The organism is Pseudomonas sp. WS 5078 (assembly GCF_012985745.1).
Lineage (GTDB): Bacteria > Pseudomonadota > Gammaproteobacteria > Pseudomonadales > Pseudomonadaceae > Aquipseudomonas > Aquipseudomonas lundensis_A.
Genome location: NZ_JAAQWX010000007.1, coordinates 171153 through 194869, shown reverse-complemented (window position 1 = coordinate 194869; position 23717 = coordinate 171153). Strand labels below are relative to the sequence as shown.

Below are 23717 nucleotides of genomic sequence, written 5' to 3'. Positions count from 1 at the left end.
GGGCGGCGCAAGCCGGTTACCAGAAACCCAGGAGATCCCCATGGCGTTTAACATGAAAAACCGCAGCCTGCTCAGCTTGGTGCACCACACCCAACGCGAACTGCACTATCTGCTGGACCTGTCCCGCGACCTGAAACGCGCCAAGTACACCGGCACGGAAGAGCCGCACCTCAAAGGCAAAAACATTGCGCTGATCTTTGAAAAAACCTCGACCCGTACCCGTTGCGCGTTCGAAGTGGCGGCCCACGATCAAGGCGCACACGTGACTTACATCGACCCGGTTTCCTCGCAGATCGGTCACAAAGAAAGCATGAAAGACACCGCCCGCGTTCTGGGTCGTATGTTCGATGCCATTGAATACCGTGGCTTTGCGCAGGAAATCGTTGAAGAGCTGGCCAAGTACGCTGGTGTACCGGTGTTCAACGGCCTGACCGCCGAATTCCACCCGACGCAAATGATCGCCGACGTGCTGACCATGCGCGAACACAGCGACAAGCCTCTGCACGATATCAGCTACGCCTACCTGGGCGACGCCCGGAACAACATGGGTAACTCGCTGCTGCTGATCGGCGCCAAATTGGGCATGGACGTGCGCATCGGCGCCCCTAAAGCCCTGTGGCCAGAAGAGTCGTTCGTCAAACAGTGCGAAGAGTTCGCCAAGGAAAGCGGTGCCAAAATCACCCTGACCGAAGACCCTAAAGCTGCCGTCAAAGGCGTGGACTTCATCCACACTGACGTCTGGGTCTCGATGGGCGAACCCGTTGAAGCCTGGAACGAGCGCATCAAATTGCTGCTGCCTTACCAGGTCAACATGGACCTGATCAAAGCCGCCGGTAACATCCGCGTGAAATTCATGCACTGCCTCCCAGCGTTCCACAACTGTGAAACCAAGGTCGGCAAGGACGTGGCAGAGCACCATCCAAACCTGAAGGACGGCATTGAAGTGACCGAAGAGGTGTTTGAGTCTCCTTACAACATTGCCTTCGAACAAGCCGAAAACCGCATGCACACCATTAAGGCAATCCTGGTCGCAGCCCTGGCTGATATCTAAGGACGCGCATGGCTGCCGGAGCGGGCTCGCCTGCTCCGGCACAACCCGGCTGTATGTGAACTTCCCTTCTATAAGGAATTACCTATGCGTATCGTCGTTGCACTGGGCGGTAACGCCCTCTTGCGTCGCGGTCAGCCCATGACTGCCGAGAATCAACGCGAAAACATCCGCACCGCTACTGCTCAAATTGCCCGTATTGCCCCCGGTAACGAATTGGTCGTTGCCCACGGCAACGGCCCGCAAGTGGGCCTGCTGTCGCTGCAAGCTGCCGCTTACACCGCCGTCAGCCCTTACCCGCTGGACGTGCTGGGCGCCGAAACCGAAGGCATGATCGGTTACATGATCGAGCAAGAACTGGGTAACCTGTTGCCGCAGGACGCGCCTTTTGCCACCTTGCTGACCCAGGTTGAAGTCGACCCCAAAGACCCGGCTTTCCAGAACCCGACCAAGCCCATCGGCCCGGTGTACAGCGAAGCCGAAGCCAAAAGCCTGGCGGCTGAAAAAGGCTGGAACATTGCCCCCGATGGCGACAAATTCCGCCGCGTGGTGCCAAGCCCTAAACCAAAACGCATCTTCGAAATCCGTCCGATCAAATGGCTGCTGGAGAAAGGCACCATTGTGATTTGCGCGGGGGGCGGCGGTATTCCGACCATGTACGGCGAAGACGGCAATCTCAAAGGCATCGAAGCGGTGATCGACAAGGATCTGGCCTCTTCCCTGCTGGCACAGCAACTGGACAGCGACTTGCTGGTCATTGCGACCGACGTCAATGCAGCCTTCATTGACTGGGGCAAACCGACCCAGAAGGGCATTGCCCAAGCGCACCCCGACGAGCTCGAAAAACTCGGCTTCGCCTCCGGTTCCATGGGGCCAAAAGTTGAAGCTGCCTGCGAATTCGCGCGTAAAACAGGCAAAACTGCTGTTATCGGTGCCCTGGCAGATATTGAGGCCATCGTGCAAGGCAAAGCCGGTACTCGCGTCAGCACTGAAAAATCTGGTATTACCTACTTCTGAACTGCGGGGCAGGCCTCAGGGTCTGCCCTTTTACCTTTGCTCAAGGAGTCACCCTATGGCCTCGTTCGAACCCGGTCACCTGCATATCCACCGCGAACCGCTGCAACCTGGCGATTTCGGGTATGACATCAAGATCGATTACCAGGTCGTTCAGGATCCCAAGGAAGGCAAGTCGATGCAGTTCGACATGCATGGTCAGATCAACGGAAAGGATTTCAAAGACTCATTCACGCTGCCCAAAGACGTGGCCTTCAATTTTGCCCACGATGCCTTTCAGATTGCCGTCAAACATGGCATTCCCAAGACCGCTGACATCCGTTCGATGCACGGTTACTACGACAAAATGTATTTGGACGTGATGGCCCAGCTCAATCACAAACCTGGCGATCCGATTAACCTCGATCATCTGGACTGATTCGCCCTGTACGCCACAGCCTGAACCGCTTCCCCCTCCCCTCGCACAGCAGCGCTGCGCGCGCCATCGAAGGCAGCGCCAGCCGCTACAGGACGTACCTCTTTGTCCTGCTGCCGCGCCCAAGGCATACTGGCCATCTTACGGCCAACAGTGTTCCCCGTTCTCATGCGTATCCATGTCAGCTTTATTGACCGCGTCGGTATTACCCAGGAAGTGCTGGCACTGCTGGGGGCACGCAACCTCAATCTCGATGCCGTGGAGATGGTCCCGCCCAACGTCTATATCGATGCCCCAACCTTAAGCCCGCACGTGCTCGATGAATTGCGCGAGGCACTGTTCCGGGTTCAGGGCGTGCAGTCGGTGATGGTGGTAGACATCCTTCCCGGTCAGCGACGGCATCTGCAACTCGATGCGCTGCTGGCCGCGATGACCGATCCGGTGTTGGCACTGGACAGCGAAGGCCATGTGTTGTTGGCCAATCCGGCGCTGGTCTCGCTCTATGGCCGCGAACCTGCTGGCCAAAGTATTGCCGAGTTGTTCACCGACCCCAGCTTGCTGACCGCCTTGCTGGAGAACGGCTTCCGCTTGCCCCTGCGTGAAGTCACGCTCAACGGCCATCCGCTGATGCTCGATGCCACGCCGATCACCGATGCGGGCGCCTTATTGACCCTGTATCAGCCCAGCCGTATTGGCGAGCGGCTGGCCGCGCTGCATCACGACCACGCCGAAGGCTTTGACGCGTTGCTGGGTGAGTCTCCCGCGATCCGAACCCTCAAGGCCCGGGCACAGCGCGTCGCGGCTTTGGATGCGCCATTGTTGATTCAGGGCGAAACCGGCACCGGCAAAGAACTGGTGGCCCGCGCTTGCCATGCCATCAGTGATCGCTTCAGCGCGCCGTTTCTGGCCCTGAACTGCGCGGCATTACCGGAAAACCTGGCCGAGAGCGAACTGTTTGGCTATGCCCCCGGCGCCTTTACCGGCGCACAACGCGGCGGTAAACCGGGCCTGATGGAACTGGCCAACAACGGCACCGTGTTCCTTGATGAAATCGCGGAAATGTCACCCTACCTCCAGGCCAAATTGCTGCGTTTTTTGAATGACGGCAGCTTTCGCCGTGTCGGCGGCGAACGGGAAGTGAAGGTCAATGTCCGCATCCTCAGCGCCACCCATCGCAACCTCGAAAAAATGGTCAACGAGGGCACGTTTCGCGAAGACCTGTTCTATCGCCTGAACGTGCTCAACATCGAAGTGCCACCCCTGCGCGAGCGCGGGCAGGACATCCTGTTGCTGGCCCGCACTTTTATGCAGCAGGCCTGCACTCAAATACAGCGCCCCGTATGTCGCCTGGCGCCGGGGACATACCCGGCGTTGCTCGGTAACCGCTGGCCAGGCAACGTTCGTCAGTTGCAAAACGTGATCTTCCGCGCCGCTGCCATATGCGAAAGCAGCGTGGTCGACATTGGCGACCTCGACATTGCCGGAACCTCCGTCGCGCGGCAAAGCGACGGGGACGTTGAAACCCTGGAACACGCCATTGAACGTTTTGAAAAAGCCTTGCTGGAGAAGCTTTACGTCAGCTACCCCTCGACCCGCCAACTGGCCAGCCGCCTGCAAACCAGCCACACCGCCATCGCCCATCGATTGCGCAAATACGGGATCCCCGGTAAGGCGTGAAGGTTGCGATGTACTCATCGCACGCGCTGCCCGGGCAATGACAGCAGAGGCCACGGGACGTGGTTGACGACCGCGCCTGACTGTATTGATTTCACTCCACTGTAGCGAATTCGATACACACCAAGGATGACGCACTGCTGCAAGGCTTTGATCCACTTCGTTTTTTTAAACCCGCCCCCCGTGTAGCGATTTCGCTACAGCCTCACCGCGCCACGCACTTTATCAATCACGCAACAGCTTGATAAATAACAGCTTTTTAATAGTGGCAACTATCTTGCAAAGCAATCCTCAATGCGCTCGTCCATGCACGAGTACTTACCTGCGACCACCAGACGAGTCTGGCCTTGAGGAGTTTCCATGAGCGAATTGCGTTTTACTGAAGACCACGAATGGCTACGCGCCGAAGCCGATGGCAGCGTGACCGTGGGCATTACCGCGTTTGCGCAAAACGCTCTGGGCGATGTGGTATTTGTGCAATTGCCCGAGTTGCAGGTTTACGAAAAAGGCGCAGAAGCCGCCACCGTTGAGTCGGTCAAGGCCGCCAGCGGCGTGTATATGCCCCTGGACGGCGAGGTGGTGGAGGTTAATCCGGTACTGGAAAGCAGCCCCGAACAGGTCAACGAAGATCCACTGGGCGCAGGCTGGTTCTTCCGCTTCATCCCTGCAGACGCCAGCGCTGTCGGCCAGTTGCTGGATCAGGACGCCTATGACCGCCTGATCAAAGCCAATGCCCAAGCCTGAGGACAGCGCCATGACCGTTAATCTGAGTACCGCCAACGAATTCATCGCGCGCCACATCGGCCCTCATCACGCCGATGAACAGGCCATGCTCGCCACGCTGGGCTTTGACTCGCTGGAGGCCCTGAGCGCCAGTGTGATCCCTGAGAGCATCAAGGGCACCAGCGTGCTCAACCTGCCCGCCGGGCAAAGCGAAGCCGATGCATTGGCATCGATCAAAGCCATCGCCGGTAAAAACCAGCTCTGTAAAACCTACATCGGCCAGGGCTATTACAATTGCCACACGCCCGCGCCGATCTTGCGCAATCTGTTGGAAAACCCGGCGTGGTACACCGCGTATACGCCATACCAGCCGGAAATTTCCCAAGGGCGTCTGGAAGCGCTGCTCAATTTCCAGACCCTCATCAGCGACCTCAGCGGCCTGCCGATTGCCAACGCTTCGTTGCTCGACGAAGCCACCGCTGCGGCTGAAGCCATGACCTTCTGCAAGCGCCTGAGCAAAAACAAATCCGGCCGTGCATTCTTTGCATCGCGCCATTGCCACCCGCAAACCCTCGACGTGTTACGCACCCGTGCAGAACCGCTGGGCATCGAGGTGGTCGTAGGCGACGAACGCAGTCTGAGCGACCTGTCCCCGTTCTTCGGCGCACTGCTGCAATACCCGGCGAGCAACGGCGATGTGTTCGACTACCGCGAGCTGGTCGAGCGCTTTCACGCCGCCCACGCCCTGGTGGCCGTGGCTGCAGACTTGCTGGCCCTGACCCTGCTGACGCCTCCGGGCGAATTCGGCGCCGACGTGGCCATCGGCAGCGCACAGCGTTTTGGCGTGCCACTGGGTTTCGGCGGCCCGCATGCAGCGTATTTCGCTACCCGTGACGCGTTCAAACGCGACATGCCGGGGCGTCTGGTGGGTGTGTCGGTGGATCGTCACGGCAAACCTGCGCTGCGTCTGGCCATGCAAACCCGCGAGCAGCACATCCGCCGCGAGAAGGCCACGAGCAATATCTGCACCGCGCAAGTGTTGCTGGCCAACATCGCCAGCATGTACGCCGTCTACCACGGCCCTCAGGGCCTGGCTCAAATTGCCCGGCGCGTCCATCAGCTTACGGCCATTCTGGCCAAGGGCCTGACTGCACTGGGGCTGAGCGTGGAGCAGATCGAGTTTTTCGACACCCTGACCCTGCACACAGGCGCCCACACAGCGGCCCTGCATGCCAACGCGCATGCCAAACGCATCAACCTGCGCGTGGTGGATGACGAGCGTCTGGGCGTGTCGCTGGATGAAACCTGCGGCCCGTCCGATGTCACTGCGCTGTGGGCCCTGCTCGCTGCAGAAGGGCAAGCACTGCCGGACTTCGACACCCTGGCCGCCCACGTGAACGGCACCCTGCCCGCCGCCCTGCTGCGCCAATCGCCGATCCTCAGCCACCCGGTGTTCAACCGTTATCACTCTGAAACCGAACTGATGCGCTACCTGCGTCGTTTGGCAGACAAGGACCTGGCACTGGATCGCACCATGATTCCGCTGGGCTCTTGCACCATGAAACTCAACGCGGCCAGCGAGATGATCCCGGTGACCTGGGCCGAGTTTGGCAACCTGCACCCGTTCGCTCCGGCCGAGCAAAGTCAGGGTTACCAGCAGCTCACGGCTGAACTGGAAGCGATGCTGTGCGCCGCCACCGGTTATGACGCCATTTCCCTGCAACCCAACGCAGGCTCACAGGGCGAATACGCCGGGCTGCTGGCCATTCGTGCCTATCACCAGAGCCGTGGCGACGAGCGCCGCGACATCTGCCTGATCCCGTCCTCCGCCCACGGCACCAACCCGGCGACCGCCAACATGGCGGGCATGCGCGTGGTGGTCACGGCCTGCGATGCGCGCGGCAACGTTGACATTGAAGACCTGCGTGCCAAGGCCATCGAACACCGTGAACATCTGGCAGCACTGATGATTACCTACCCGTCGACCCACGGTGTGTTCGAAGAGGGTATCCGTGAAATCTGCGGCATCATTCACGACAACGGCGGTCAGGTGTACATCGACGGCGCCAACATGAATGCGATGGTGGGCTTATGCGCACCGGGTAAGTTCGGTGGCGACGTGTCTCACCTCAACCTGCATAAAACCTTTTGTATCCCCCACGGCGGCGGCGGCCCGGGCGTCGGCCCGATTGGCGTCAAGTCGCACTTGACCCCCTTCTTGCCAGGCCATGCCAGTTTGCCTCGCAAACAGGGTGCGGTGTGCGCCGCACCGTTTGGCAGCGCGAGCATTCTGCCCATCACCTGGATGTACATCCGCATGATGGGCGGCGAAGGCCTCAAGCGCGCTTCGCAAATGGCCATTCTCAATGCCAATTACATCGCCCGCCGCCTCGAAGAGCACTACCCCGTGCTGTATTCGGGCAGCAACGGGCTGGTGGCGCACGAATGCATCCTCGACCTGCGCCCGCTCAAGGACAGCAGCGGGATCAGCGTAGATGACGTGGCCAAGCGCCTGATCGACTTCGGCTTCCATGCGCCCACTATGTCGTTCCCGGTGGCCGGCACGCTGATGATCGAACCTACCGAGAGTGAGTCCAAACACGAGCTGGATCGCTTCTGCGACGCCATGATCCGCATTCGCGAAGAAATCCGCGCGGTTGAAAACGGTACGCTGGACAAAGAAGACAACCCGTTGAAAAACGCCCCGCACACGGCGGCGGAAATGGTCGGCGAATGGACCCACCCGTACAGCCGCGAACAGGCGGTGTACCCGGTCGAGTCATTGATCGATGGCAAATACTGGCCGCCGGTTGGTCGTGTCGATAACGTGTTTGGCGATCGCAATCTGGTCTGCGCGTGCCCATCCATCGAGAGCTATCAGGAGGCCTGACATCACCCATCCCCCGCCGGAGCGGGTTAAACCGATCCGGCGGGCTTATCGACTTTATGCCAATACCTTTATAAGAAACCGGAGAACCCCATGGCGTTAAGCGTGTTCGACCTGTTCAAAATTGGCATCGGCCCTTCCAGCTCACACACTGTCGGCCCCATGCGGGCTGCAGCACGGTTTGTTGAAGGGTTGCAGCGTGATGAACTCTTGCAGCAAACAGCCTGCGTCAAAGTGGAATTGTATGGCTCGCTCGGAGCCACCGGTAAAGGTCACGGCAGCGACAAGGCCGTACTTCTGGGGCTCGAAGGCGAACACCCGGATACCGTCAATACGGACACCGTGGACGAACGTCTGGCCACAATTCGCCACAGCGGACACTTGAACCTGCTGGGCTGCCACAGCATCGAATTCAACGAAAAATTGCACTTGGCGATGATTCGCAAACCCCTTCCCTACCACCCGAACGGCATGATTTTTCGCGCCCTTGACGCGGCGGGTATTCAGGTCCGCAGCCGCGAGTATTACTCGGTGGGGGGAGGCTTCGTGGTGGACGAAGGGGCGGCGGGGGCTGACCGGATCGTCGAGGACAGTACCGAACTCACCTACCCGTTTAAGACAGCCAAAGACCTGTTGCGCCACTGCGTCACCCACAACCTGTCGATCAGCCAGGTCATGCTGGCCAATGAACGTGCGTGGCGGCCTGAAGCCGAGACCCGAAGCGGTTTGCTGAAGATCTGGCAAGTGATGCAGGACTGTGTCAGCGCGGGCTGTCGTCATGAAGGCATCCTGCCAGGCGGGTTGAAGGTCAAACGCCGGGCTGCAGCCTTGCATCACCAGTTATGCACCAACCCTGAAGCCTCATTGCGCGACGCGCTGTCAGTACTCGACTGGGTGAACCTGTACGCGCTGGCCGTTAACGAAGAAAACGCCAACGGTGGCCGGGTGGTCACAGCCCCTACCAACGGCGCGGCCGGCATTATTCCGGCGGTACTGCATTACTACATGCGCTTTATCGGGGGCGCCAATGAAGAGGGCGTCGTGCGCTTTTTGCTGACGGCGGCGGCCATTGGCATGTTGTACAAAGAAAACGCATCGATCTCAGGGGCCGAAGTTGGCTGTCAGGGCGAAGTCGGGGTGGCCTGCTCGATGGCCGCAGGAGCCCTGTGCGAAGTACTCGGCGGTACTGTGCAGCAAGTCGAAAACGCCGCTGAAATCGGTATGGAGCACAACTTGGGGCTGACCTGTGACCCCATTGGCGGGCTGGTGCAAGTGCCTTGCATCGAGCGCAACGCCATGGGTTCAGTGAAAGCCATCAACGCCGTGCGCATGGCCCTGCGCGGCGACGGTCAGCATTTTGTTTCGCTGGACAAGGTGATCCGCACCATGCGCCAGACCGGCGCCGACATGAAAAGCAAATACAAAGAAACGGCTCGCGGTGGCCTGGCCGTCAACATTATTGAGTGCTGATTTTCAAGGAGTCATGAATGTCTACCGAACAACTGCTTAAAACCCCGCTGCACGCCCTGCATCTTGAGCTCGGCGCGCGCATGGTGCCGTTTGCCGGCTATGACATGCCGGTGCAGTACCCGCTGGGCGTGATGAAGGAGCACCAACACACCCGCGAACACGCCGGATTGTTTGATGTGTCGCACATGGGCCAGATCCGCCTGCGCGGCGCCCAGGCGGCAAAAGGCCTTGAGACGCTGGTCCCGGTGGATATCCTCGACCTGCCGGTGGGCATGCAACGATATGCCATGTTTACCAACCCACAAGGCGGCATTCTGGATGACCTGATGGTGGCCAACCTGGGCAATGATGAGCTGTTTCTGGTGGTCAACGCAGCCTGCAAGGCGCAGGACCTCGCGCATCTGCGTCAGCACTTGGGTGATAGCTGCGAGATTGAGCCGCTGTTTGAGTCACGCGCCCTGCTCGCCTTGCAAGGCCCCGAAGCCGTCACGGTGCTGGCGCGTCTGGCCCCGGAAGTGGCGAAGATGACGTTCATGCAATTCGCCCCGGTCAACCTGATGGACGCGGACTGCTACGTCAGTCGTTCCGGCTATACCGGTGAAGACGGTTTTGAGATTTCAGTACCCCGCGAACAGGCTGAAACACTGGCGCGTCATCTGCTCGACCAACCCGAAGTAAAGGCCATTGGCCTTGGCGCACGTGACTCGCTGCGACTGGAAGCAGGGCTGTGTCTGTACGGTCATGACATGAATGCGCACACCACTCCGATTGAAGCCAGTCTGCTATGGGCCATCTCAAAGGCCCGCCGCGCAGACGGACCCCGTGCAGGAGGGTTCCCGGGGGCCGAAACGATCTTCGCCCAACAACAGAACGGCGTTGCACGCAAACGGGTCGGCCTGCTGCCCCAAGAACGAACACCCGTGCGCGAAGGGGCCGAGATTGTAGATGCGCAGGGCAATGTGATTGGCAATGTGTGCAGCGGAGGGTTTGGTCCTACGCTGGGCGCACCGCTGGCCATGGGTTATCTGGACTTCGCCTATACGCCCGTGGACACCGATGTATGGGCAATCGTGCGCGGTAAGCGAGTCGCGATGAAAGTGTCGAAAATGCCGTTTGTGCCACAGCGTTATTACAGAGGTTAAACGCTTCACTGAAAGTTACACAGTTGCATGTTCAGCCCACCGGCGCGTCATGCAACTGCCACATAAGTGTGCACACTTTCGATAGTGAAACCCCGCGTTTAATTATGAAAACAATTGAACCGTTCTATACCGCAAGCGCTTTTAAAAAACCGTCATAGCCTTTGAAAAGCAGGGATGGACGGTTTATTTTCGGGGCTTGTTTTTATCATCTAAGTTGTCGTAGAGTTTGCCCACTGTGTTTGCATGGGTCGCTGGAATCGTGACCTGGGCAGTAGCTCTAAGTTTGCTACAACCCGTTCGACGTCTCTTACTTTCCTGCAACCCAGCACCAGTACTCTTTCCTGTGAAAGAGACTGTCATTAATTGTTAGCGTCAAGGAATTAAGAAATGTCCCAACGTCAGAGCGGTACCGTTAAGTGGTTTAACGATGAGAAAGGTTTTGGTTTTATTACGCCGGAAAGCGGTCCGGATCTGTTCGTGCACTTCCGTGCCATTCAGGGCAACGGTTTCAAAAGCCTGAAAGAAGGCCAGAAAGTGACCTTCATCGCTGTGCAGGGCCAAAAAGGCATGCAGGCTGACGAAGTTCAAGCCGAAGCTTAACGTTCTCGTACAGAAAAGCCTCTGATGGTGACATCAGAGGCTTTTTTATGGGCGTAATTCCGTAAAATGGCTTTTTTCCTTCAGAGACCCTGCCATGTCGAAACAACCTTTAAGCCCTCAAGGCGCGTTTCCCGCCGCTGGACTGGGGCGCCGCCTGGCAGCCATGTTCTACGATTTTTTGCTGTGCACGGCGCTGATGATCGTTACCACGTTCATTTACAAACTGATCATGATGGCGTTTATCGGCGAGGCCAAAATGCGTGCCTTGTCCGAAACCGGCGCACTGGACGGCGACCCCTTGTTATCAACTATTCTGTTTTTTGTATTGTTCGGGTTCTTTGCCAAGTTCTGGACGCACTCCGGGCAAACCCTTGGCATGCAGGTGTGGGGCGTTCGTGTCCAGAATGCAGACGGAACGGCTATCAGCCTGTGGCAGGCGCTGCTGCGGTTTATTGTGTCGATCGGTTCGTGGCTATGTTTCGGGCTCGGTTTCGTCTGGTCACTCTTCGATAAACAAAAACGCACCTGGCATGACATGTACTCCGGCACGCAATTAGTCAGAATTCCCAAGCAAAAAAAGAAATAAGCCATCACAAAAAAACCCGTATCTCTCGATACGGGTTTTTTCATTACAGCGGTTGCGTCAGGTTTCGATCATCGTCGCCACCGATACAATCTGACGGCTTACTCTGCCAACTTGAAGGTGATGAAGCTCGCACGACCTTGACGCAGTACGCGCATCGACACCGAACGGTTCTTAGGCAATGCCTTGGCAATTTCAGTGAACTGCTTGGCATCGCTGATCGCCTGGTTGTTAAGGTGCGTGATGACATCGCCAGGACGCAGACCAATCAGGGCAGCCGGGCCATCCTGAACATCCTTGATGATCACGCCACCTTTGATGTCATTGGCTTTCTTCTGCTCTTCACTCAAGTCCGCCACAGATACACCCAAACGGTTGCTGCTGCGTTCTGCGCCACTTGGGGAATCCATTTCCTTGCCTTCGTCAGGAATCGCACCCACGGTCAGGTCGAGGGTTTTACGCTTGCCGTCGCGAACGACTTCAAGGCTCGCCTTGCTCCCGGCTTTGAGTGCGCCTACCAAATGCGGCAAATCAGCTGACATGACGATCGGTTGACCGTTCATGCTCAAGATCACATCCCCCACTTGCAGCCCGCCTTTGGCAGCCGGTCCGTCTTCCAATACCTGAGCCACCAGCGCGCCAGCGGGTTTTTCCAGACCGAAGGATTCAGCCAGGTCTTTGTTGACCTCTTGAATCACTACGCCCAGCCAGCCACGGCTAACCTTGCCACCGCTTTTAAGCTGGTTGGACACGTCCATCGCGACATCGATAGGGATAGCGAACGAAACACCCATAAAGCCGCCTGAGCGGGTGTAGATCTGGGAGTTGATCCCGACCACTTCACCGGCCAGGTTAAACAACGGACCACCAGAGTTACCCGGGTTGATTGGCACGTCGGTCTGGATAAACGGTACGTAGCTTTCGTTCGGCAGGCTGCGCCCGATGGCGCTGATGATGCCTTGGGTCACGGTGTGGTCGAAGCCAAACGGCGAACCGATTGCAACCACCCACTGGCCAGCCTTCAAGTCCTGCGACTTGCCGAGTTTGAGCACAGGCAGGTTTTTGCCATCGATTTTCAGCAGCGCCACGTCAGAACGCGGGTCAGTGCCGATCAATTTGGCTTTCATTTCGCTGCGGTCAGACAAACGAACGATGATTTCATCCGCATCCGCCACTACGTGATTGTTGGTCAGGATGTAGCCATCGGGAGAAATGATGAATCCCGAACCCAAGGACTGGGCTTCACGTTGACGCCCGCCGCCGCTGCGCGGTGCCTGCGGGATACTGCGTTCGAAGAAGTCACGCAGGCCTGGCGGCAAGCCTTCCAGATCAGGCATTTGCCCCATGTTGGAGACCCGACGCTCGGGAAGTTTTTGCGTGGTGCTGATGTTCACGACTGCCGGGGAGGCTTGTTCCACCAATTGCGTAAAGTCCGGCAGCTGCACCAAGGGCGCATCTGCCAAGGCCGGAACTGCCTGCCCTAACATCATCACGGCCGCAAAAATGGGTAAATAATTTTTCAATCGAGGCATCGACATACAGCTCCCGTTAATAGCAAGCAGAGTTAAGCGGCTGGTATCCAAAGGTCCAGGTCAAAGCATAGACCCATTTTTTGGATACCCGAAAACAAACAAGGCCAGAGCCTTTAGGGCTCTGACCTATAGAAAAAGATGAAAGGTTTGGCAAATGAAATTCATCACCAGACATTTCTGCGCACCACTATGGCTTAGCCTGTGCGGGTGCCTGACCGGCACGCATGTTCAGGGCAATGCGTTCAGCAGTTCCGATCGGGATCTCCCCGACCACAGTGGCCAGAATATCGCCATCGCTGGTCGTAAGATGCCGTGAAACCGCCGCAGTAGGGCCTAGCTGAACCCGTGTGTCGGGGGCTGAAGCGCCATTCAGAGGCTCAAGAAAGACAGAGAATCGAGTCAGGCCATCGTCATACAGGAGACTGGTGACTTCGGATTTGCTCTTCGGATCTCGGTGTGCAGTACTGTTGACCAACTCAAAACCGGGCGGAAGCCATTCCGAATGCCAACTGTGAGTCGCTTTGACGCCTTGGTCTTTGGACTCAGCAAGGTTGATCGGACGACATTGAACAGTCGGCTTGAGCAACTCGGCATCGGGCGTCCGTGGATCAAGGTCCGTGAACTGAAAACGTTCCAACAACTGCCCTTTGTCATTGAGCAGCAATGACTTCAGCGGCAAGCCTGTCTGGCGATCCAGATACAGTTCAATGCCATACCGGTGCTGATCGCGCGGGGTCAGTGAAATAACAGCAACCGGCCGTCCCGCCACACGTGAATCACCCGCTTTGGCAACGCTATACCAATTGCTGACTTTATCGGCATCCAGTATGCGTGCCGAGGCAGCCGACACACCTGCAAGACCCGACACTAACTTGCCGGTAACACACTCGGTGCGGCCATCCGTGCGCACCACTTCTTGAGCAGCACCGTCAAGTTGCAACAAACGCTCACGAACCTTCCCATCCTGCACCAAGTGCCAAATGCTGTGGGTAGAAAAACTACCGTTACGTTCATAAACGAAAGTGCCTTGATAGCTCTGCTGTTGCTCGGCCTGCCCAAGACGTTTGAGCCAGTCCTGAGCTTCATCGGCATGGGCTGGTACTGTAAACCAGCCACTGAGCAACAGCGGTAACAGAGGGAGGACGCGCATGGGGCTTAACGGTTTTCCAGACTGGCTGCACGTGCGTACGGCAGTACGCCTTCAGTGCCTTTCATCGCAGCTTGCTGGGCATGCTGACGCAAGTAGCCAGGCAAACGTTGATCCTGCCAGCCCGACTGACCTTGCAATACACCGTTAGCCATCGGGCCTGTGGCCTGATCAGCACTTTCGCTGTAGTTAGCCAGCACTGCCGGACCTTTGACCATCGGTGCGCTCATGCTTGGCTGAGTGCCTTGCTGGGCCAGTTCAGCACCCACGATGTCATCCTGGTTATAAAGCCTTACGCCCGCCAGAACTGCCACGGTCACTGAAGCCGCGACAGCCAGACGGCCAATGCTCTTCCAGGGACCACGGGCCACTTTGACCGGGGTTTGTTCTTCGGCCAAGGCGGCCGATACGGCAGATGCGATGTCCAGCTTGGGAATCATCAAATCCTTGTGCATCGCCGCACGGGCTACCTGGTAACGGGACCAGGTATCACGTGTATGCGCATCGTCAAAGGCGTTCAACACCCGACGTAATTCCAGTTCGTCCGCTTCGTTATCCATCACCGCGGACAGCGATTCCTGCAGGGCTTCACGACTCATGGCGGTTCCTCTCTTGGCTGTCGCCGCTGTCTCAGGTTTCCTGCAACAAAGGTTGCAGGGCTTTATCGATGGCTTCCCGAGCGCGGAAAATCCGGGAGCGCACGGTACCCACCGGACATTGCATGACGCTCGCAATGTCCTCGTAACTCAGACCGTCGAATTCGCGTAAAGTTAACGCCGTTCGTAGATCTTCTGGTAATAGCTGAATCGTGCGATGAACGGTTCCTTCAATCTCGTCACGGAGCAATGCGCGCTCCGGTGATTCAAGATCTTTCAGGCCATGGTCACCATCGTAAAACTCAGCGTCCTCAGAACTCACATCACTGTCAGGCGGACGTCGACCGCGTGAAACCAGGTAATTCTTCGCCGTGTTAATGGCGATTCGGTACAGCCATGTATAAAAGGCGCTGTCACCGCGAAAATTACCAAGTGCCCGGTAAGCCTTGATAAAGGCTTCTTGTGCAACGTCCTGGGCTTCATGGGTGTCGTGCACAAAACGCACGATCAACCCGAGAATTTTGTGCTGGTATTTCAGCACTAGCAGATCAAATGCACGCTTGTCGCCACGCTGTACGCGCTCGACCAGCTGCTGATCCTCTTCCTGGGTTAGCATGAATACTCCTCATAAGACCGAGAGGGTGATTGCTTTGCTAATTGATCAGGCTTGCAAACATAGACTCGGGCTTTACGCAAAAGTTCTCTCCCCCCTGGCAAGTTTCCTGCGCACTCGGATTTGGCACGCACGAAAACGCAGCACGGGCCAGGCCGGCTGCGTCGATAATCTTGTCGTTGAATTTACCTGCTGAAGCCGTACCGCAAGCTCCGCTTCAAAGCCAACGCTGCTCCCCTTCATGATGGGCAACCCTCTATGGAACATTGGCCTATAGAAAAAGTTCAATAATCCGACAGAGGTGCCGCGCATTGTTTGACTGCATCGACATGGAGCCCTGCAAGCGTTCAGCCCGGCCGATGCTGGCAGATTTATTCTGCAAATCGGCATACAGATGCCTCACGAGTGAGGCACACTTCGTGCCCGCTGTAGTTTCACAATGCCATAAAGGCCCGGCTATTGTGCCGATCCCCCCCTCTATATACTAGTGGGCGCTTTTTTTGCGGACGTCAGAAGAATGAGCCAACATTTTCAACATGATGTGCTGGTGATTGGCAGCGGCGCTGCCGGTTTGAGCCTCGCGCTTACCTTGCCCAGCCACTTGCGCATTGCAGTCCTCAGCAAGGGCGATCTGGCCAATGGCTCGACGTTCTGGGCACAAGGTGGCGTGGCCGCCGTGCTGGATGACACCGACACCGTTCAATCCCATGTCGAAGACACCCTTAACGCCGGTGGCGGCCTGTGCCATGAAGACGCCGTGCGCTTCACCGTCGAGCACAGTCGCGAAGCCATCCAGTGGCTGATCGATCAAGGCGTGCCCTTTACCCGCGATGAACCTGCCAACCCGCAACATGCCGGGTTTGAGTTCCACCTGACCCGCGAAGGCGGTCACAGCCACCGGCGCATCATCCACGCAGCCGATGCCACAGGCGCCGCCATTTTCAAAACCTTGCTCGAACAAGCACAGCAGCGGCCCAACATTGAGCTGCTCGAGCAACGGGTCGCTGTGGATCTGATTACCGAGCGCAGACTGGGGCTGGAAGGCGATCGCTGCCTGGGCGCCTATGTTCTCAATCGCAGTACCGGGGAAGTTGACACGTTCGGGGCGCGCTTCACTATTCTGGCGACCGGCGGAGCTGCCAAAGTCTACCTTTATACCAGCAACCCCGATGGCGCCTGTGGCGATGGCATTGCCATGGCATGGCGCTCCGGTTGCCGGGTGGCGAACCTGGAGTTCAATCAGTTTCACCCCACCTGCCTGTACCACCCGCAAGCCAAAAGCTTTTTGATCACCGAAGCCCTGCGGGGCGAAGGCGCTCATTTGAAACTGCCGAATGGCGAGCGATTCATGCACCGCTTCGACCCTCGAGGTGAATTGGCGCCTCGCGATATCGTCGCCCGTGCCATTGACCACGAGATGAAGCGCCTGGGCATTGATTGCGTTTATCTGGACATCAGCCATCAGTCCGAAACATTCATCAAAACCCACTTCCCGACTGTTTATGAACGCTGCCTCGGCTTTTCCATCGACATCACCCGCCAGGCTATCCCGGTAGTACCGGCTGCGCATTACACCTGTGGCGGGGTGATGGTGGACGCCCATGGCCGAACCGACGTCCCGGGCCTGTATGCCATTGGCGAAACCAGCTTCACCGGCCTGCATGGCGCCAACCGCATGGCCAGCAACTCGCTGCTGGAATGCTTTGTGTATGGCCGTGCAGCCGCTGACGACATCCTCTCGCAGTTGCAACAAGTGGCCATTCCAGTGGCCTTGCCAAGTTGGGACGCCAGCCAGGTTACCGACTCGGATGAAGACGTGATCATCGCCCACAACTGGGATGAGTTGCGGCGCTTCATGTGGGACTACGTGGGCATCGTGCGCACCAACAAGCGCCTGCAACGCGCCCAGCATCGCGTGCGTTTGTTGCTCGATGAAATCGACGAGTTTTACAGCAATTACAAAGTCAGCCGCGACCTGATCGAGTTACGTAATCTGGCGCAAGTGGCCGAGCTGATGATCCGCAGCGCCATGGCCCGAAAAGAGTCCCGAGGCTTGCATTACACGCTCGACTACCCGCACATGCTGCCAGAAGCACTGGACACTATTCTGGTGCCAACCACCTACGCCGACTGAACTTGAGCCGAACGCGCAGGCGCCGATGCTGATCGGGCGCCAACGCGTCGCGGGGAATGCACACAGCCCGCACGCGGCGCTCACCGCGCAGGCTGAAGCGCACAATCACCAGCATCGGCAACGCCATGCTGTCACGGCGCAACTGCACCGCTTGCCAACCCGAGGTCCGACTCCATAGCTGCCAGCCCTCGGCAGTACGGCGCAACCCCGTGATAGCCGTCGGATGCGTCAAGCGAATATGCCGCGGCAACACCCAAACCCCATGCGACAGGCACGCTAAAACACCGAGCATACGGGCCCAGAGGGGAATCGACAGAAGGCCAATTGAGATCAGCGCCAGCGCCTGGGCTGCGAGATACGCCGCCAGCAGGTGCCCGGAAGCACGCCAGCGGCATTCGAAATAATTATTTGGGCTGGACACGGTCCAGAATCATGCGAACCATGCGCTGCAGCTCAGGGTCAGACGACTCGCTGCGCTCCATGAACCAGCCGAACATGTCCTGATCCTCACATTCCAGCAGCCTGCGATAGCACTCGCGGTCAACATCATTGAGGGTGGCGTACACCTCTTTTACGAAAGGCACCAGCAACACGTCAAGTTCAAGCATGCCGCGACGGCTGTGCCAGTAAAGACGATTGAGTTCAACATCTTCGACCATGGAGCGCTCCTCAAATAGAGCGCAAGTATACAGGCCGATCCAACATAGGCCAGTCGGCTTTGGTCGGGCCCCGCAGGTCCTGCGCGAACTATCCATTTAAGGATCGCCCCTCTATGATGTCAGTCAGACTTTTTGACCTGCGAACAACCATGGCCGACTCTGCTTTTTTCTGCACCCTGACCCACGAAGGCGTTCTTGCTGTGATCGGCAGCGACGCCAGCAAGTTTTTGCAAGGGCAACTGACCTGCAACCTCAACTACCTGAGCGACACCCGCTCCAGCCTGGGCGCACGCTGCACGCAAAAAGGCCGCATGCAATCGAGCTTTCGCATCCTGCTTCAACCCGACGGCTGCTTGCTGGCCATGGCCCGCGAACTGATTGAGCCGCAACTGGCCGACCTGAAAAAATACGCCGTCTTCTCAAAGTCCATACTCACTGATGACAGCGCTAACTGGGTACGCTTCGGCCTCGCCGGGGCAGACGCCGTGCTGACCCGGCTCGGTCTCGAGCTGCCAGCCGAAACCGACAGCGTCGCGCGTGCCAACGGTCTGATCGCAATTCGCGCCAGCCAGGATCGTGCCGAACTCTGGGCGCCGGTCGATCAAGCCGAAAACCTGACCCGCGAATTGCAAGCCCACCTGCCTCAAGCAACCCTCAACGACTGGTTGCTCGGGCAAGTACGTGCCGGTATCGGTCAAGTGATGGAACAGACACGCGAGCTGTTCATCCCGCAAATGATCAACTTGCAGGCCGTCGGTGGCGTGAGCTTCAAGAAAGGGTGTTACACAGGTCAGGAAATCGTGGCGCGCATGCAATACCTGGGCAAACTCAAGCGCCACCTCTACCGCTTGTCGCTCGCGATCAATGACGTGCCATTACCGGGAACTCCTCTCTACGCCCCGACTCATAGCAGCGCCATTGGCGAAGTCGTAATCGGCGCCCGCAGTGAGCACGGCGTTGAAGTGCTGGCTGTCCTGCAATCTGAAGCAGCGCAAGCCGGCAATGTGCATCTGGGTGATGCGCAAGGCCCTGAATTAACCCTTCTGGATCTGCCTTATCAATTGGACCGTGATCGCGAAATCCAGCGCTGAATTGCAACACCTTGAAACGCAGCATCCTAGAGAACAGAAATGAGCAACCTGGCGCATAAGGTCCAAAAGGATTTGATTCAGGCCATTACCAAAGATGACCTGGTTCTGCCCACGCTACCCGAAGTAGCGTTGAACATTCGCAAGGCCGCCGAAAATCCCGATATCAGCGTCAGCAACCTGAGCAAAGTCATTGGCCGTGACACCGCACTGTCAGCGCGCCTGATCAAAGTGGTCAACAGCCCGCTGCTGCGCGCCACTCAGGAAGTCACCAACCTGCACACGGCCATCACCCGGCTGGGTGTCAACTACAGCAGCAACCTCGCGATCGGGCTGGTCATGGAGCAAATCTTCCATGCCCGCTCCGAGGTGGTTGAAAACAAAATGCGTGACGTGTGGCGCCAAAGCCTGGAAATAGCCGGCATTTGTTACGCCTTGTCCCGGCATTGCACATCGCTCAAACCGGATCAGGCGGCCCTGGGCGGACTGGTGCATCAAATCGGTGTGCTGCCGATCCTGACCTACGCCGAAGAACACAACGAACTGCTCTCGGATCCGGTCTCCCTTAACCATGTCATCGAAAATATCCACCCGCTCATTGGCGACAAACTGCTGAGCGTGTGGGAATTCCCTGAAATGTTGGTCAAACTTCCGGGTCAGTATCTGGACTTTTCTCGCGAAACAGCTGAAGTGGATTACATCGACCTGGTGCAGATCGCCACAGTTTTCTGCCTTAAGCACAGCGATTGCGCCCTCTTGAACATTGAGCTGAGCACCCTTCCCGCCTTTAAAAGGCTAGGCCTTGATGGCCTGAGCAGCACACTGCAGGAAGAGCTTAACGCCGCACGCGGCATGTTTATTTGAGCGACGCCCCCTTCAGTGCTGGACGTGCACAAAACTGACCCGCACCTTCAACCCACCTTGCGCGCCATCATGCAAGGAAATGTGTGCCAGGTGAGCGCGGCAGATTTCCCCGACAATTGCCAATCCAAGCCCGGAACCCGCCACAGAAGGATTTCGCCGGTAAAACCGCTCGAATACCCGCTCACGGTCTTCATGGGGAATCCCCGGACCATCGTCCTCAACTTCCAGCACGGCAGGTGCAATGACGCGCAAGATCACGTTGCCCCCGGAGGGGGTGTGGGCCAGCGCATTGTCTATCAGGTTACTGAGCAACTCATTGAGTAACGTAGGCTCGCCGTGCAGCCACACAGGCTGATCCGCCTCAAGCGCCAGCGCTACGCCACGGGCATGCGCCAAGGGCGCCATCGCCATGCCCAGTTCACGTGCCAACTGGCTCAAGTCCAGTAACTGCGCGCCCCCTTCGGCAATCGCCCGCGCCCCATTCTCGATCCGCGCCAGCGACAATAATTGATTGGCCAGATGCGTAACCCTGTCGGTGCCCTGTACCGCCTGTGTCAGGGTCGTGCGCCACACATTCGGATCACGGGCCCGCAGGCCCAGTTCCAACTGAGCCTTGAGCACCGCCAGCGGAGTCCGTAGTTCATGGGAGGCATCGGCAATAAACTGCGCCTGACGCTCAAACTGCCCGCGCAAACGCTCTGTGAAGTGATTGAGCGCCTGCACCAGCGGCCACAGCTCACGCTGCACCGGCACCAGCGGCAAAGGCCGCAAGTCATCCGCTTCACGCTCCTCCACTGCCGTGCGCAACCGCTCCAGCGGACGCAATGCAGCGCTGACGGCAAACCACACCACCAACATCGCACCCAGCCCGAGCATCCCCAGACGCAGCACAGTGTCTGCCATCAGGCTGCGCGCCATTGAAACCCGAGCCTCATCGGTTTCGGCCACCCGAATTTCAGCCATGCCATTCATGTCGGGTTCGCTGACCGCCTTGAGCAAACTCACCACGCGCACGTTTTGCCCCTGATACTGGCCATCATAAAAACGCGCCAACGCGGGGTAATCATCCGTACGCAACGTACCGGGCGGAGGCGCTGGCAAGTTTTCATACCCTGAAATCAGGCGCTGATGAATGTCATTAACCTGGTAATAGATTCGCCCCGCGCTGTCATAGGCAAAGGTGTCCAGCGCGACGTAGGGCACATCGGCGCTCAAGCTGCCATCGCGCTGCGACAAGCCCGCCGCGATGGTGCGCGCAGACGCCAGCAATGTTCGGTCATACGCCGTATCAGCCGCCTCGCGGCCATTGAAGTAGGCACTCAAGCTGCTCGCCAGCATCAACACCACCAGCATCAGGGTCAGGTGCCAAAGCAGTCGCCAGCGCAAGCTGCCGAGCTTATGCATCACGGCTTTCCAACAAATAACCCAACCCCCGGAACGTCACGATGGCCACGCGTTGCCCATCCAGTTTTTTGCGCAATCGATGAACGTAAATTTCGATGGCATCGGGGCTGGTTTCTTCGTCGAGACCAAACACATGCGCCGCCAGTTGTTCCTTGCTCATGACCCGGCCCGGCCGGGCAATCAAAGCCTCCAGCACCGCTTGCTCGCGGGACGTCAGGGTCAGCAGTTCATCGCCCAGGGTGAAGCGCCGGGTTTCCAAGTCGTATACCAAGTCCCCGCACTGCTGCTGACGTTCGCCACCTAACACACTGCGCCGTAACAGGGCTTTGACCCGGGCTTCCATCTCGCTCAGCTCAAACGGCTTGGCCAGATAATCATCCGCGCCCAGGTTAAGCCCATGAACCCGGTCCTTCACGTCACTGCGGGCCGTCAACATCAACACCGGCAGGGTTTTACCCCGGGCACGCAATCGCTCCAGCACTTCAAAACCATCCATGCGCGGCAACCCCACATCCAGAATTACCACGGCATATTCTTCACTGGCCAACGCCAGGTCGGCAGCCACGCCATCGTGCAACACATCGACGGTCAGACCGGTACTTTTCAACGCTTGAGCAACACTTTCGGCCAGTTGCGGCTGGTCCTCGACCAAGAGCACACGCATCGGATCGTCCTCATTATTTTTATAGGCATACGCCTTTCTTTGCCGGGAGTGTACAGACGCCAGCCCGCCTGTGAAGCCCGATACAACATGAATCCGAGCTGAAAGGTTGGTGAAAGGTTGGCCGACTAGGATCTCAAAACAGACCGTTTCTACTGTCTGCACGATGGCTGACGTAACGACCCGAAAAACGCCTCGAAGCGTTTTCGCCAATAAGAACAATAACGGAGCACCACTGCATGCCGGCGTTCAAGCCTTGGCCCTTCTGGCCTGCCCGTTTACTCCTTTTTTGCCCAATGCCTTCGATCTGCGCAACGTTGCGTCTGCGTCACCTATGCCCTCGCCCCCCATTGACACTCAGCCCTGCTGACATCCGGTTGCTCACAGGTTGCGGCATCCCCGTGTCGTGACACGGCCTCGCACCTTCCCTAACAACAAAAACTCCCCCAGGAGACACCATGAAACCATCACTGCGCGCCCTTGCCCTAGCTGCCAGCTGCTTCGTGCTGGCAAGCAACGCCATCGCTGAACCCAAACGCCCGGAATGCATCGCCCCTGCCTCGCCCGGTGGCGGTTTTGACTTGACGTGTAAACTGGCGCAAAGCGCGCTGGTGAACGAAAAGCTACTCAGCAAACCGATGCGCGTCACGTACATGCCAGGCGGTGTAGGCGCTGTGGCGTATAACGCAGTGGTCGCCCAGCGCCCCGCCGACGCGGGCACGCTGGTAGCGTGGTCGAGTGGCTCATTGCTCAACCTGGCACAGGGCAAATTCGGACGCTTCGACGAAGGCGCCGTGCGCTGGCTCGCAGCTGTGGGCACCAGCTATGGCGCGATTGCGGTAAAAAGCGATTCGCCTTACAAGAATCTCGACGATCTGGTTCAAGCGCTGAAGAAAGATCCGAGCAAAGTGGTGATCGGCTCCGGTGGCACCGTCGGGAGTCAGGACTGGATGCAGACCGCGCTGATTGCCAAGGCCGCCGGTATCAACCCGCGCGATCTACGTTATGTGGCACTGGAAGGCGGCGGAGAAATTGCTACCGCATTACTCGGAGGCCACATTCAGGTCGGCAGCACGGACATTTCCGACTCCATGCCGCACATTCAGAGTGGCGACATGCGCATCCTTGCGGTGTTCTCCGACACCCGACTGGATGAACCCGAGATGAAGAACATTCCTACCGCAAAAGAGCAAGGGTACGACATCGTCTGGCCAGTGGTGCGCGGCTTTTACCTCGGGCCAAAAGTCAGCGATGAGGACTACGCCTGGTGGAAAAGTGCTTTCGACACGTTGCTGGCTTCTGACGAGTTCGCCACGTTGCGCGATCAGCGCGAGCTCTTCCCCTTCGCCATGACCGGCCCCGAGCTGGACACCTACGTGAAGAAACAAGTCAGCGATTACAAAGTACTGGCCAAAGAGTTCGGTCTGATCCAGTAACCGCCGCTGTCAGTTGATTGCGTTCCG

The 23717-nt window shown here is 58.0% G+C and carries 22 protein-coding genes; 14 read left to right on the top strand and 8 right to left on the bottom strand.

The window, feature by feature from the left end; genetic code table 11:
* Positions 1–40: 40 nt before the first annotated feature.
* From HBN68_RS12060 to HBN68_RS12015, 10 genes are all read left to right on the top strand, one after another.
* A complete protein-coding gene (locus HBN68_RS12060) occupies positions 41–1051 on the top strand; it encodes an ornithine carbamoyltransferase (protein WP_070412605.1) in 1011 nt (336 codons plus the stop codon).
* 84 nt (positions 1052–1135) lie between these two features.
* On the top strand, positions 1136–2065 hold the full coding sequence (gene arcC / locus HBN68_RS12055; protein WP_070412606.1) for a carbamate kinase: 930 nt from the start codon (positions 1136–1138) through the stop codon (positions 2063–2065).
* Between the two features lie 55 nt (positions 2066–2120).
* The gene (locus HBN68_RS12050) at positions 2121–2480 is read left to right on the top strand and encodes a DUF5064 family protein (protein ID WP_094994216.1); all 360 of its coding nucleotides are present in this window, start codon (positions 2121–2123) and stop codon (positions 2478–2480) included.
* 165 nt (positions 2481–2645) lie between these two features.
* The gene (locus tag HBN68_RS12045; RefSeq protein WP_169964226.1) at positions 2646–4154 is read left to right on the top strand and encodes a sigma-54-dependent transcriptional regulator; all 1509 of its coding nucleotides are present in this window, start codon (positions 2646–2648) and stop codon (positions 4152–4154) included.
* A 357-nt stretch (positions 4155–4511) separates the two neighbouring features.
* Positions 4512–4895 (top strand): glycine cleavage system protein GcvH, encoded by a 384-nt coding sequence (gcvH, locus tag HBN68_RS12040; RefSeq protein ID WP_094994213.1) that lies wholly within the window; start codon positions 4512–4514, stop codon positions 4893–4895.
* A gap of 10 nt (positions 4896–4905) precedes the next feature.
* Positions 4906–7764 (top strand): aminomethyl-transferring glycine dehydrogenase, encoded by a 2859-nt coding sequence (gcvP, locus tag HBN68_RS12035; RefSeq protein ID WP_169964224.1) that lies wholly within the window; start codon positions 4906–4908, stop codon positions 7762–7764.
* A gap of 90 nt (positions 7765–7854) precedes the next feature.
* Positions 7855–9231: an L-serine ammonia-lyase gene (locus HBN68_RS12030; RefSeq protein WP_094994212.1), complete on the top strand. Its 1377-nt coding sequence runs from the start codon at positions 7855–7857 to the stop codon at positions 9229–9231.
* Between the two features lie 17 nt (positions 9232–9248).
* On the top strand, positions 9249–10373 hold the full coding sequence (gene gcvT, locus HBN68_RS12025) for a glycine cleavage system aminomethyltransferase GcvT (RefSeq protein WP_169964222.1): 1125 nt from the start codon (positions 9249–9251) through the stop codon (positions 10371–10373).
* 387 nt (positions 10374–10760) lie between these two features.
* Positions 10761–10973 carry a cold-shock protein gene (locus HBN68_RS12020; RefSeq protein WP_007977299.1) on the top strand — a complete coding sequence of 71 codons (213 nt, stop codon included), beginning with the start codon at positions 10761–10763 and terminating at the stop codon, positions 10971–10973.
* A 94-nt stretch (positions 10974–11067) separates the two neighbouring features.
* The gene (locus tag HBN68_RS12015) at positions 11068–11559 is read left to right on the top strand and encodes an RDD family protein (protein WP_169964220.1); all 492 of its coding nucleotides are present in this window, start codon (positions 11068–11070) and stop codon (positions 11557–11559) included.
* Positions 11560–11657: 98 nt separating this feature from the next.
* On the opposite strand, the gene HBN68_RS12010 is transcribed toward HBN68_RS12015, so the two are convergent.
* The 4 genes from HBN68_RS12010 to rpoE form a co-directional block, all read right to left on the bottom strand.
* A complete protein-coding gene (locus tag HBN68_RS12010) occupies positions 11658–13046 on the bottom strand; it encodes a DegQ family serine endoprotease (protein WP_249275374.1) in 1389 nt (462 codons plus the stop codon).
* A 229-nt stretch (positions 13047–13275) separates the two neighbouring features.
* Positions 13276–14238, bottom strand: coding sequence for a MucB/RseB C-terminal domain-containing protein (locus HBN68_RS12005; protein WP_094994208.1), 963 nt, complete (start codon positions 14236–14238; stop codon positions 13276–13278).
* 5 nt (positions 14239–14243) lie between these two features.
* Positions 14244–14834 (bottom strand): RseA family anti-sigma factor, encoded by a 591-nt coding sequence (locus tag HBN68_RS12000; RefSeq protein WP_094994207.1) that lies wholly within the window; start codon positions 14832–14834, stop codon positions 14244–14246.
* 31 nt (positions 14835–14865) lie between these two features.
* Positions 14866–15447 (bottom strand): RNA polymerase sigma factor RpoE, encoded by a 582-nt coding sequence (rpoE, locus tag HBN68_RS11995; RefSeq protein ID WP_047277106.1) that lies wholly within the window; start codon positions 15445–15447, stop codon positions 14866–14868.
* Between the two features lie 514 nt (positions 15448–15961).
* Between rpoE and nadB the strand changes: the two genes are divergently transcribed.
* Positions 15962–17578 (top strand): L-aspartate oxidase, encoded by a 1617-nt coding sequence (gene nadB / locus HBN68_RS11990; protein WP_169964218.1) that lies wholly within the window; start codon positions 15962–15964, stop codon positions 17576–17578.
* Here nadB and HBN68_RS11985 read toward each other — a convergent pair.
* Both HBN68_RS11985 and HBN68_RS11980 read right to left on the bottom strand, forming a co-directional pair.
* On the bottom strand, positions 17547–17999 hold the full coding sequence (locus HBN68_RS11985; protein WP_169964216.1) for a protein YgfX: 453 nt from the start codon (positions 17997–17999) through the stop codon (positions 17547–17549). The two genes, nadB and HBN68_RS11985, sit on opposite strands and share 32 nt — an antisense overlap.
* Positions 17983–18237, bottom strand: coding sequence for a succinate dehydrogenase assembly factor 2 (locus HBN68_RS11980; RefSeq protein ID WP_094995198.1), 255 nt, complete (start codon positions 18235–18237; stop codon positions 17983–17985). Before HBN68_RS11980 ends, HBN68_RS11985 begins: the two co-directional genes overlap by 17 nt.
* A 149-nt stretch (positions 18238–18386) precedes the next feature.
* On the opposite strand from HBN68_RS11980, the gene HBN68_RS11975 reads away from it, so the two are divergent.
* Together HBN68_RS11975 and HBN68_RS11970 are read left to right on the top strand one after the other, a co-directional pair.
* Positions 18387–19328, top strand: a complete 942-nt coding sequence (locus HBN68_RS11975; RefSeq protein WP_169964276.1) for a folate-binding protein YgfZ — start codon at positions 18387–18389, stop codon at positions 19326–19328.
* Between the two features lie 39 nt (positions 19329–19367).
* Positions 19368–20189, top strand: coding sequence for an HDOD domain-containing protein (locus HBN68_RS11970; RefSeq protein ID WP_094995197.1), 822 nt, complete (start codon positions 19368–19370; stop codon positions 20187–20189).
* A 12-nt stretch (positions 20190–20201) separates the two neighbouring features.
* On the opposite strand, the gene HBN68_RS11965 is transcribed toward HBN68_RS11970, so the two are convergent.
* Entirely contained in the window at positions 20202–21593 is a 1392-nt protein-coding gene (locus HBN68_RS11965) for a sensor histidine kinase (protein ID WP_094995196.1), read from the bottom strand.
* The gene (locus HBN68_RS11960; protein ID WP_094995195.1) at positions 21586–22257 is read right to left on the bottom strand and encodes a response regulator; all 672 of its coding nucleotides are present in this window, start codon (positions 22255–22257) and stop codon (positions 21586–21588) included. Before HBN68_RS11960 ends, HBN68_RS11965 begins: the two co-directional genes overlap by 8 nt.
* Positions 22258–22712: 455 nt before the next feature.
* Between HBN68_RS11960 and HBN68_RS11955 the strand changes: the two genes are divergently transcribed.
* On the top strand, positions 22713–23690 hold the full coding sequence (locus HBN68_RS11955) for a tripartite tricarboxylate transporter substrate binding protein (protein WP_094995194.1): 978 nt from the start codon (positions 22713–22715) through the stop codon (positions 23688–23690).
* The last annotated feature ends 27 nt before the right edge of the window (positions 23691–23717 follow it).

Bases quoted from the DNA above. Each gene is read 5' to 3' on its own strand.
- HBN68_RS12060 (WP_070412605.1), top strand. From the start codon at position 41: ATGGCGTTTAACATGAAAAACCGCAGCCTGCTCAGCTTGGTGCACCAC.
- arcC (WP_070412606.1), top strand. From the start codon at position 1,136: ATGCGTATCGTCGTTGCACTGGGCGGTAACGCCCTCTTGCGTCGCGGT.
- HBN68_RS12050 (WP_094994216.1), top strand. From the start codon at position 2,121: ATGGCCTCGTTCGAACCCGGTCACCTGCATATCCACCGCGAACCGCTG.
- HBN68_RS12045 (WP_169964226.1), top strand. From the start codon at position 2,646: ATGCGTATCCATGTCAGCTTTATTGACCGCGTCGGTATTACCCAGGAA.
- gcvH (WP_094994213.1), top strand. From the start codon at position 4,512: ATGAGCGAATTGCGTTTTACTGAAGACCACGAATGGCTACGCGCCGAA.
- gcvP (WP_169964224.1), top strand. From the start codon at position 4,906: ATGACCGTTAATCTGAGTACCGCCAACGAATTCATCGCGCGCCACATC.
- HBN68_RS12030 (WP_094994212.1), top strand. From the start codon at position 7,855: ATGGCGTTAAGCGTGTTCGACCTGTTCAAAATTGGCATCGGCCCTTCC.
- gcvT (WP_169964222.1), top strand. From the start codon at position 9,249: ATGTCTACCGAACAACTGCTTAAAACCCCGCTGCACGCCCTGCATCTT.
- HBN68_RS12020 (WP_007977299.1), top strand. From the start codon at position 10,761: ATGTCCCAACGTCAGAGCGGTACCGTTAAGTGGTTTAACGATGAGAAA.
- HBN68_RS12015 (WP_169964220.1), top strand. From the start codon at position 11,068: ATGTCGAAACAACCTTTAAGCCCTCAAGGCGCGTTTCCCGCCGCTGGA.
- HBN68_RS12010 (WP_249275374.1), bottom strand. From the start codon at position 13,046: ATGATGTTAGGGCAGGCAGTTCCGGCCTTGGCAGATGCGCCCTTGGTG.
- HBN68_RS12005 (WP_094994208.1), bottom strand. From the start codon at position 14,238: ATGCGCGTCCTCCCTCTGTTACCGCTGTTGCTCAGTGGCTGGTTTACA.
- HBN68_RS12000 (WP_094994207.1), bottom strand. From the start codon at position 14,834: ATGAGTCGTGAAGCCCTGCAGGAATCGCTGTCCGCGGTGATGGATAAC.
- rpoE (WP_047277106.1), bottom strand. From the start codon at position 15,447: ATGCTAACCCAGGAAGAGGATCAGCAGCTGGTCGAGCGCGTACAGCGT.
- nadB (WP_169964218.1), top strand. From the start codon at position 15,962: ATGAGCCAACATTTTCAACATGATGTGCTGGTGATTGGCAGCGGCGCT.
- HBN68_RS11980 (WP_094995198.1), bottom strand. From the start codon at position 18,237: ATGGTCGAAGATGTTGAACTCAATCGTCTTTACTGGCACAGCCGTCGC.
- HBN68_RS11975 (WP_169964276.1), top strand. From the start codon at position 18,387: ATGGCCGACTCTGCTTTTTTCTGCACCCTGACCCACGAAGGCGTTCTT.
- HBN68_RS11970 (WP_094995197.1), top strand. From the start codon at position 19,368: ATGAGCAACCTGGCGCATAAGGTCCAAAAGGATTTGATTCAGGCCATT.
- HBN68_RS11965 (WP_094995196.1), bottom strand. From the start codon at position 21,593: ATGCATAAGCTCGGCAGCTTGCGCTGGCGACTGCTTTGGCACCTGACC.
- HBN68_RS11960 (WP_094995195.1), bottom strand. From the start codon at position 22,257: ATGCGTGTGCTCTTGGTCGAGGACCAGCCGCAACTGGCCGAAAGTGTT.
- HBN68_RS11955 (WP_094995194.1), top strand. From the start codon at position 22,713: ATGAAACCATCACTGCGCGCCCTTGCCCTAGCTGCCAGCTGCTTCGTG.